A 9,686-nucleotide genomic window follows, 5' to 3' on the forward strand; every position below is an offset into this window, starting at 1 on the left:
GTAATGGGGCGGGTTTAGCAAAATCTTTGATATCAGCACGATGTTATCCTCAAAACCCGCCCCTACACCCTGGTTAAATAAACCTACCCCAAAACCAGCGCTAAAAACTCAAACGTCTCTCAATAGCATTTTGAAAGCGATCGCTAATTTCTCCCATCTCTACATTAATCAAAGAAACGCCCTCATTAACTAAAATTTGCAAACTACTTTCAGCATTACCCACCAGACCAATTTTCTGCCAAAAATCAGCCAAATTTTCCTCAAGATATGATTCCCAAATTATCTGATTTTCGGGCGCAACAGAAACCAAAATTCGGCAACCACCCTCGCCAAACAAAAACTCATCCCATCGGAAATTAGAAACATCAGACAATTCCCAAATAATCTCAGCGCCTAACTTCCCACTCAGACAAGACTCTGCTAGAGCGATCGCTAAACCTCCCTCACCACTATCGTGAGCAGAACGCACCCACCCTTGTCGGATACCATGACGACAAACTGCCTGTACTCGCCTTTCCAAATCAAAATCTACTTCCGTCGGTTTACCAGCAACCACACGATGAATAGTTGCTAAATATTCAGAAGCAGCTAAAGACTTAACTCCTAAATTCCCTATTAAATAGATAAGATCCCCTTCAGTCTGCCAACCTTGACCACAAATACGAGTAATATCGGGAATTAACCCCACCATTCCCACAACTGGAGTCGGATAAATTGCTTGGGGAGTACCGTCAGCATCCAAAGTTTCATTATACAAAGACACATTCCCACCAGTAACAGGCGTTCCCAACTCCTGACAACCTTCAGCAAGACCGCGACAACTCTCAGCTAGTTGCCAATATCCCACAGGTTTTTCCGGACTGCCAAAATTGAGATTATCTGTAACCGCTACAGGTTCAGCACCGACACAACTGAGATTCCGTGCTGCCTCTGCCACTACTGCTTTTGCACCATTGTATGGATCGAGATAAACCAAACGGGAATTACAATCAACTGTTGCAGCAACACCTGAAGTTGATGGTGGGTTATTAAGATCGGAAATTTGGGGGCGTAACCGAATCACAGCAGCATCAGCACCACCCGGCAACATCACAGTATTATTCTGTACTTGATAGTCGTATTGCTGATACACCCAATTTTTAGAAGCAATAGTTGGAGTATCTAATAAAGTCAGTAAAATATCATTCCAGGTTTGGAAATTTCCCTGAATTTCAATACCATGTTCCGTAGATGCTGGTAACGATGACACATTCCATTCCCAAGCTTTTTTTGCATATTCCGGCGGTTCGCTCAATAACTCCCGGTGATAAATAGGAGTATTATCTGCTAAAGCAGTAGCAGGTATTTCAGCAGCAACCTTGCCTTCAAATAAAATGCGCACAATAGGTTCCTCAATAACCGTACCTGCCACCACTGCATGAAGTTCCCAACGTTCAAAAATATCAATCAATTCTTGTTCGCGACCTTTTTCGGCAACAAATAACATTCGTTCCTGAGATTCTGAGAGCAAATATTCATAAGGAACCATACCAGTTTCTCGCACTGGTACTTTGTCCAGGTCAAATTCAATACCGACACCTCCGTTTGTTGCCATTTCCGAAGTGGAACAGGTGATGCCAGCAGCTCCCATGTCTTGCGCTGCGACTACTGCTCCTGTTTTAAATGCTTCTAGACAAGCTTCGACTAGACATTTTTCCAGGAAAGGATCGCCTACTTGCACTGCAGGGCGATCGTCTATTGACTGTTCGGTGAGTTCTGCACTGGCGAAACTTGCTCCACCCATACCGTCTCTACCTGTAGTGGAACCAACATATAAGACTGGGTTGCCAATACCGGATGCCCCAGATTTAACAATTTCTGGGGTTTCCATTAATCCCAATGCCATCACGTTGACTAGGGGGTTGCCTGTGTAGGCGCGGTCAAAGTAAATTTCTCCACCGACGGTAGGTACTCCGAAACAGTTTCCGTAGTGAGAAATGCCGGAAATTACTCCAGTAAAAATGCGCTTAGTTTTGGCATCTTCCAGGGAACCGAAACGGAGGGAGTTAAGTACGGCGATAGGTCTGGCACCCATTGTGAAAATGTCTCGGAGGATACCGCCGACTCCGGTGGCAGCACCTTGGAATGGTTCAACAGCAGATGGGTGGTTGTGGGATTCGATTTTGAAAGCGAGTTGGAGTCCGTTGTCTAGGTCTACTACTCCAGCGTTTTCTCCCGGTCCAACAAGAATGCGTTTACCTGTAGTGGGAAATTGTTTGAGAAGGGGGCGGGAGTTTTTNTGAAAATGTCTCGGAGGATACCGCCGACTCCGGTGGCAGCACCTTGGAATGGTTCAACAGCAGATGGGTGGTTGTGGGATTCGATTTTGAAAGCGAGTTGGAGTCCGTTGTCTAGGTCTACTACTCCAGCGTTTTCTCCCGGTCCAACAAGAATGCGTTTACCTGTAGTGGGAAATTGTTTGAGAAGGGGGCGGGAGTTTTTGTAGCAGCAGTGTTCTGACCACATGACTCCAAACATTCCTAGTTCTGCTTTATTGGGGTGGCGACCCAGACGGTTGATAATTTCTTGATATTCTTCAGGTTTGATGCCTTCAGATGCTATTTCTTCTGGAGAAAAAGGAGTTTGTGACATAATTTATAACTGTAAAATTGAGTTAATTTTTTTGCAGTTTTATTATCTCATAAATTATGTCAAACTTAGATCAATTCATAAAATCTTGCTACAGCAAGGAAACAGGAAACCTTTGAACATTCGGTATTTTGTTTCCCTTTTTATCACTGTCAACTACAAAATTCATTTTTAAATAGGTAGGTATAATACCATTTCTCATGCATGAATGCTATATATGATTGGGTGGGGAAGTGTGGGATGTGTGGGAAGTGTGGGAGGTTGGGGGAGTCGTTAAAAGCAGAAAAAACCTATGCTAACCGACTAATAATTGTCAAAAAAAGACTTTAGATTTTGCTAAATATTTAACTTCTGAAGTCAAACTGAAGTATAGTATTACTTTTGGTAATTGGTATAATTAAACTTTAAAAAAATTGTAGTGCGGGCATCTTGCCCGCGATAACTGCACCTCATAATGACGGCAAGCACTGTTATATTTAATCCCTATTTCAATAACTTTTCTACTAATATTTCAATATCCGGAAAAACAAGTGTAAAAATACTTCCTTGACTGTAGTTTTTTTGCACTTGATAATCATCTTTTGATGGTTCTTTAAATACGACAAGTTGTTCATTTTTGACATCTACAACCCAATATTCTAAAATGCCAGCACGGGCATAAATAAACCGTTTTTTTTCTAAATCTTTTTCTAAAGTTGTATCAGAAACTTCTATTAACAAATAAATTTCTTCAGGATAGGGATGATGAGAATCATATAAAGATGCTGGCATTTTCACAACAGCAATATCTGGTTCTGGTTCGGAACTTGGAAGAGTAACTGGATGTGCTTCGTAGATTTTTGCCAGACCTCGAAACTTTTNACCCAATATTCTAAAATGCCAGCACGGGCATAAATAAACCGTTTTTTTTCTAAATCTTTTTCTAAAGTTGTATCAGAAACTTCTATTAACAAATAAATTTCTTCAGGATAGGGATGATGAGAATCATATAAAGATGCTGGCATTTTCACAACAGCAATATCTGGTTCTGGTTCGGAACTTGGAAGAGTAACTGGATGTGCTTCGTAGATTTTTGCCAGACCTCGAAACTTTTCTCGCAAATATTCAGCAATAGAATCAGTTATTTTCCGATGCAAAGATTTTTCTGGCGACATTTCAATAATTTCTCCTTCTAATAATTCTACATGGCGATCGCTCAGAATACCCGCAGAAATCATCTGATGATAGTCTTGTATTGACCATTTAGCTAAAGTAATCATGGTGCTTTATAGACATTATAAACTTTTTACATTTACAATTGTAACATTTTTACAACTACAACTTTCCTCGGCTAAACGAGAAGTTTAGATTCAGATTTATAATCTAGCTTTATGAAACCGAATCTTCTCCAGTAGCGATCGCCAATTTGTGAAAAAGGGCAACGGAAATAATTGTAGTCGTGGGTAAAAGCACCTGCATTTCTTCAAAGTCGTAGTCACCTGTAATTAAAAAATTAGCTTCACTGACAACTGCACAAGCTAAAAATTTTTCATCATCACTTATTAGGAGTAGAAAGGTACGGACAGAAAATAGCAGTAGAAATTAAAAGTTTTTTAGGTCTGTCGTTGATTAGTGATTTTCACGAAGCGATGGGTCAAGCATGGAATTATAAAGTAGTTTTAGAAGAAATAGAACCAAATAGAGTTCTATATTTGGCAGTTCCAGAAGATGTTTACGAAGATTTTTTTACTCGCCGTTTAGCTAAAATATCAGTAGGGCGGATGCAGCTAAATTTACTTGTATTTAATCCAATTAGAGAGGAGATTATAATATGGACATAGAGAAATATAGAAAAATAATTAAGTCAATTGTCGAAAAACATTCTAAGGGCGATAATGGCGATGGAGAAATAGAAACTCAAATTGCTTTCGACCTAGAACGCGATCGCTATTTAATGTTTCATATCGGATGGTGTGGAGAAAGACGAGTTTTTGGATGTGTTATTCACGTTGAGATTAGGTCGGGGAAAATTTGGATTCAACGAGATGGAACCGAAACAGGAATAGCTAATGAGTTAATTAAATCTGGAGTGCCTAAGTGTGATATCGTGTTAGGATACAGGTCTGCCTATATGCGTAAGTTTACAGGATTAGCGACGGGGGTTTGATATCCTTAACGACCGGACTGATACAGATTCTAATGGTCGTTCAAAATCCATGTAAATTACTTGATTATTTTCGGGTGCTATATCAAGTTATACCATTTTTATAAGATTAGGGAGTAGGGAGTGAGGAGTAGGGAGTAGGAGGAAAGAATTGATGATTTTTGTGGGATAATTGAGAAGAGACTTTAGGGTAATCACTTAAACAAAATTTTGAAATTATTTTAGATCGCAANAAGTTATACCATTTTTATAAGATTAGGGAGTAGGGAGTGAGGAGTAGGGAGTAGGAGGAAAGAATTGATGATTTTTGTGGGATAATTGAGAAGAGACTTTAGGGTAATCACTTAAACAAAATTTTGAAATTATTTTAGATCGCAAATTAGAAATAGGGCTTGTTAGAAATGATATAATAACTAATGTTATTTAATGAAAGTCAATCTAGCAAATGACGGAAAGTCAATCTCAGAAAAAAGTTCTTATACTAGCAGCGAATCCAATAGAAACTACAAAATTACGGTTGGATGAAGAAATTCGTGTAATTAAAGAAGCACGACAAAAGACTAGGAATCGAGACAGTCTTGATATTTTTGTAGAATTGGCAGTAAATTTCTACTCAAACTTTGGAAATTGTGGCTAGTACAATTACAATAATCTTCTAATCATATAATCCCTCTGCTATTTCAGATTAAATTTTATTTTCATCTGTTTGACAGACTGATAAATTTCTGGTAAACGTTTATAAATTGCAGAAGCCTTCAAATAAATCTTATTAGGAACCGCCGGACTACTAGAAACAATCTCTCCCGCAGCAACATCATTATGAACACCCGCTTGAGCAGTAGCGATCGCTCCATTTCCGATTTTTGCCTGGTTAGCAACTCCTACTTGACCTGCTAAAATCACATTATCTCCAAGCTTCACCCCACCAGCTAAACCAACTTGAGCTGCCAAAGCACAATTTTTACCAATTTTACAACCATGACCAACCTGTACCAAATTATCTAACTTAGTATTCTCACCAATTCTAGTTTCTCCCACCGCAGGTCTATCAATAGTAGTATTACCTCCAACTTCAACCCCATCTTCCAACACAACATTGCCAGACTGTTCCATCTTAAACCAACCTTCAGGAGTCGGCACAAAACCAAAACCCTCTCCTCCAATAACTGCTCCACTATGAATTACACAACCCTTACCTATCTGACTCCTCTCGTGAATCGAACAATTAGCGTGTAAAATAGTATTCTCTCCAATTTCCGCATCTGGATAAATTACCACATTCGGATAAATACAAACATTATCAGCAATTTTCACCCCCGCCTCAACCACAACATGAGCGCCAAGATAAACATTCTTACCTATTTTTGCCCTTGGGTGAACCACAGAAGTAGGATGAATTTCAGCAGTAGGTTGAAAAGGTCGATAAAAAAGAGCGATCGCCTTGGCAAATAATAATCTCGGTTCCTTACCAGACAACCACCCAATACCACGTTCACTTGCCAAATTTTGTAGAGCTTCATCCATCGGCAAAATTAAAGCACTAGCATTTGTCGTTTCTAAATAACTGGCAAATTTTGCTCCTTCAATATAACTGAGAGTACCTACTTTTGCCTCATCTATTCCTGCTACTCCCTGAATATCTGGATCGAGAGTATTTATTTTTTCCAGACTACAAGCGATAGTCTCAGAACCAAGTTTACTTGCAAGTTCGCTAAATTTCACAATTACAATGCCCCACTCCTCAACTTCTGGATATTTACCATTTTCCCAGAAAAAAATCAACCCAAATCTATTTATCAATTTTAGACTTGGGTTAAATATTTTTATTGGGGAAAATACATTCTGTAGGGGTTTGGTCTCCAAACCCATCTTTGATATTTGCGGTTAGCTAAGGTAATTTAATATAAACCATTTTTACTTAACAGAAACTGAATTTACANATGCCCCACTCCTCAACTTCTGGATATTTACCATTTTCCCAGAAAAAAATCAACCCAAATCTATTTATCAATTTTAGACTTGGGTTAAATATTTTTATTGGGGAAAATACATTCTGTAGGGGTTTGGTCTCCAAACCCATCTTTGATATTTGCGGTTAGCTAAGGTAATTTAATATAAACCATTTTTACTTAACAGAAACTGAATTTACATCAACTGTAGCATCAGCATCAGTTACTTCATTAATATCAGATACTACTGCCACATTTTCCCCACGACGTAATTTCATAAAATCAACTACCATCTGAGAAACTTCTGCTACTAAAAGAGTTACAATAGCAATATCATCAATTTGTCCGACAATTGGGATAAAATCTGGAGAAATATCAAAAGGACTCAATACATAAGCTAATGTTCCAGCAATAATCCACCAACGATATTTAGGATTACGGATAGTATTACGATACCAAGTATATAGAGATTGAATTGAAAAGCTCATTTAATTATCCTTATATTTAGAAGTTACTTACATTTCTAATAATGTCAGAGTTTCAAGCAGTATGTCAGTGCTAATATTAACCATAAATTTTTCTAGAAAATTCTACAATTAAAATTCAGGAATTTAGTTATGGAGATTTGTACTATAGTCTAATACCATTTCTCAAAAATCTTGCTATATTTGATTGGGTGGGGTAGGGACCTTGCATGCAACGTCCGTACACATAATAATAATTAACATCAACTGGCTAATAATTAGGGAATAATTCCTGGTTGCCTGTATTAATTATTTAATAACTGAAGTGTTACCCAAGTATAGCATTTATTTTGGTAATTGGTATAAGAGAGTGAATGCACAAGTAAAGATTAAGACAGCTAGAGTGCTTAATGTTCCGTGGGTGGGGTGCGGAAAGTTAAATTTTGGTCCGGTTCATAATTATTGCCACCTCACCCTCCCCACCCTACTGGACTGACACAGCTAAAATGGTGCAATAGTAAGGGCGGGTTTTACCTAGAATTTTAATGCTTATTCTAAGATTTACATAAACCCACCCTAATGCACAAAATTAGTTGTGTCAGTCTACTACGCCTGAATTTAATATTCTTTTTACAAACAGTCTCTAATACGGTTCAAATAAGACCAAAATTCATAAAGTATTAAACAATTAGAGTAGTTCTTCATATTACAGAACTGCTATAAAAAATTTCTTAAGTAAACTCTATTAATCTATAAATTAATCTACTTTCCTTCCTTCTTTCTGGTTTCTTCTTGCTTCAAAAAATCCTTAGACTAATCTACTTTCCTTCCTTCTTCCTTCTTCCTTATTCCTTCTTCTATAGCTTTACCAAAAATGCAGCACACTCAACATGGGCAGTTTGAGGAAAAAAGTCTGCAGGTTGTACCTTGCTCAAATAATATTTACCAGTTGAACAGAGAAATTTCAAATCGCGAGCCAAGGTAGCAGGTTTACAACTAATATAAACAATACGTTCAGGTAAAATTTCTAATAAAGTCTCTAAAACCGAGCGATCGCAACCTTTCCTCGGTGGGTCTAATAAAACTACATCTGGTTTGACTTCCAACTGAGGTAGTAAATTCTCAACTTTTCCTGCATAAAAATCTACATTTGTCAAGTTATTAATTTCAGCATTAAACTTAGCTCGGTCAATGGCCACTTCTTGTACTTCTAAACCAATGACCATACTTTTTCTATTTCCTATTTCCAGAGAATCATTATGACTAACATCCTGTAAATATTTTGCCAGAGGTAAAGTAAAAGTACCAACTCCACAATAAGCATCAACAATAATTTCCGAGCCACTCAAAGTCAACTCTTCAACTACGACCTCCATTAATCTTTCAGCAGCTCTTGTATTTACCTGAAAAAATGTATCGGCAGTCAATTGAAAATTTAAGCCACCAAACTTTTCCTGCACATAAGACCGACCAGCAATACAAACAGTCTCTTTGCCAAAAATAGTATTTGTCGTCTTAGAATTATAATTCAAACAAACACCAACTAAGCGAGAATAATCTTCTAACCATTTCTTCGCTTGAACTGTAATACCAGGTAATAACTTTTCTGGATTTTCTTCATTACCATTAACCACCAAAGTTAATAAAATTTCCCCTGTTTTTTCTCCTATTCTCAAAGATAAATGACGTAAAATACCTATATGCTTATATTCATCATATATTTTCCATCTTTGTCTAGTAATATCCTGTTTAATTTCTTTGAGTAAAGGATTTAAACGTTGGTCTTGGATGGGACATTGATTAAGATTAATCAATTTATGGCTACCTTTCTGATAATAGCCCGCCTTCACTTGACCTGTAGTCGAAATACCTAGAGGATATGTCACTTTGTTACGATATCCAAAAGGGGATGGAGATGGTAGAGTTGGTTTAACCTCTAATAATTCTAGGCCACCTATTCTTTCTAAAGCTTGAATAACTTGATTTTGTTTGGTTTGAAGCTGATATTCATAATTAATATGTTGCCATTGACACCCACCACATTTGTCCGCAACAATACAGTAAGGTTTAATCCGCTGGTCAGACTTTTCTAAAAGTTGATGTAGTTTCCCATAAGCATATTTAGCTTTGACTATTGTTAGGCGGGCAATAAGGCGATCGCCAGGAACTGTATCAGGCACAAATACTACTTTTTCATCATAACGACCTACTCCATCACCGTTATCTGTTAAGTCTGTGATTTTTATCTCCACTAGCTGACCTTGTTGCCAAACTGATGTTCCCAATTTTTGGTTATTTATTTTCACTAAGTTCTAAATCTTTAATATTACTGACTATTGTTTTTCTGTATAATATAATCGTTCTATTTTAATTTTTTGATCTTAAGTCAGTTTTTGGTAATTCTGGGTTTTGTACATTTTGCTAATTATAGTCGTTTAACTTAAGGATGAGACAAAAACAGAGCAAAATTTTCAAATAGAATTGAGAGTAGTTTAAAGAATG

General features: G+C 37.4%; 8 protein-coding genes and 3 pseudogenes. 3 read left to right on the forward strand and 8 right to left on the reverse strand.

Features of this window, described 5'->3' with window-relative positions; translation table 11 throughout:
* Nucleotides 1–100: 100 nt before the first annotated feature.
* The 5 genes and pseudogenes from purL to AFK68_RS23720 all read right to left on the reverse strand — a co-directional run.
* Nucleotides 101–2,278: phosphoribosylformylglycinamidine synthase subunit PurL (purL, locus tag AFK68_RS23705; RefSeq protein ID WP_094675625.1), on the reverse strand; the 2,178-nt coding region annotated here is incomplete at its 5' end.
* Nucleotide 2,279: 1 nt separating this feature from the next.
* Nucleotides 2,280–2,505: pseudogene (locus tag AFK68_RS46250) on the reverse strand (AIR synthase related protein); the annotation flags it as partial.
* A pseudogene (locus AFK68_RS46255) lies at nucleotides 2,482–2,631 on the reverse strand (hypothetical protein); the annotation flags it as partial. The pseudogenes AFK68_RS46255 and AFK68_RS46250, both read right to left, overlap by 24 nt.
* A gap of 480 nt (nucleotides 2,632–3,111) precedes the next feature.
* Complete coding sequence (locus AFK68_RS46260; protein ID WP_371357529.1) at nucleotides 3,112–3,474, reverse strand: Uma2 family endonuclease; 363 nt, start codon at nucleotides 3,472–3,474, stop codon at nucleotides 3,112–3,114.
* Between the two features lie 15 nt (nucleotides 3,475–3,489).
* Nucleotides 3,490–3,887: pseudogene (locus AFK68_RS23720) on the reverse strand (Uma2 family endonuclease); the annotation flags it as partial.
* A gap of 264 nt (nucleotides 3,888–4,151) precedes the next feature.
* Between AFK68_RS23720 and AFK68_RS23725 the strand changes: the two are divergent.
* The 3 genes from AFK68_RS23725 to AFK68_RS23735 all read left to right on the forward strand — a co-directional run bounded on the left by AFK68_RS23725 (nucleotide 4,152) and on the right by AFK68_RS23735 (nucleotide 5,408).
* Nucleotides 4,152–4,448 (forward strand): XisH family protein, encoded by a 297-nt coding sequence (locus AFK68_RS23725; RefSeq protein ID WP_256386639.1) that lies wholly within the window; start codon nucleotides 4,152–4,154, stop codon nucleotides 4,446–4,448.
* Nucleotides 4,439–4,774, forward strand: coding sequence for a XisI protein (locus AFK68_RS23730; RefSeq protein ID WP_094675619.1), 336 nt, complete (start codon nucleotides 4,439–4,441; stop codon nucleotides 4,772–4,774). Before AFK68_RS23725 ends, AFK68_RS23730 begins: the two co-directional genes overlap by 10 nt.
* 442 nt (nucleotides 4,775–5,216) lie before the next feature.
* On the forward strand, nucleotides 5,217–5,408 hold the full coding sequence (locus AFK68_RS23735; RefSeq protein WP_094675621.1) for a hypothetical protein: 192 nt from the start codon (nucleotides 5,217–5,219) through the stop codon (nucleotides 5,406–5,408).
* Nucleotides 5,409–5,446: 38 nt separating this feature from the next.
* On the opposite strand, the gene lpxD is transcribed toward AFK68_RS23735, so the two are convergent.
* From lpxD to rlmD, 3 genes are all read right to left on the reverse strand, one after another.
* Nucleotides 5,447–6,493, reverse strand: coding sequence for a UDP-3-O-(3-hydroxymyristoyl)glucosamine N-acyltransferase (gene lpxD / locus AFK68_RS23740; protein WP_094675627.1), 1,047 nt, complete (start codon nucleotides 6,491–6,493; stop codon nucleotides 5,447–5,449).
* A 403-nt stretch (nucleotides 6,494–6,896) separates the two neighbouring features.
* A complete protein-coding gene (locus tag AFK68_RS23745) occupies nucleotides 6,897–7,208 on the reverse strand; it encodes a YkvA family protein (protein WP_094675623.1) in 312 nt (103 codons plus the stop codon).
* Nucleotides 7,209–8,041: 833 nt separating this feature from the next.
* Nucleotides 8,042–9,490 carry a 23S rRNA (uracil(1939)-C(5))-methyltransferase RlmD gene (rlmD, locus tag AFK68_RS23750; protein WP_246844404.1) on the reverse strand — a complete coding sequence of 483 codons (1,449 nt, stop codon included), beginning with the start codon at nucleotides 9,488–9,490 and terminating at the stop codon, nucleotides 8,042–8,044.
* Between the last annotated feature and the right edge of the window lie 196 nt (nucleotides 9,491–9,686).

The sequence above is a fragment of the Hydrocoleum sp. CS-953 genome (assembly GCF_002260545.1).
Lineage (GTDB): Bacteria > Cyanobacteriota > Cyanobacteriia > Cyanobacteriales > Microcoleaceae > Trichodesmium.

Bases quoted from the DNA above. Each gene is read 5' to 3' on its own strand.
- AFK68_RS23730 (WP_094675619.1), top strand. From the start codon at position 4,439: ATGGACATAGAGAAATATAGAAAAATAATTAAGTCAATTGTCGAAAAA.
- AFK68_RS23735 (WP_094675621.1), top strand. From the start codon at position 5,217: ATGACGGAAAGTCAATCTCAGAAAAAAGTTCTTATACTAGCAGCGAAT.
- AFK68_RS23745 (WP_094675623.1), bottom strand. From the start codon at position 7,208: ATGAGCTTTTCAATTCAATCTCTATATACTTGGTATCGTAATACTATC.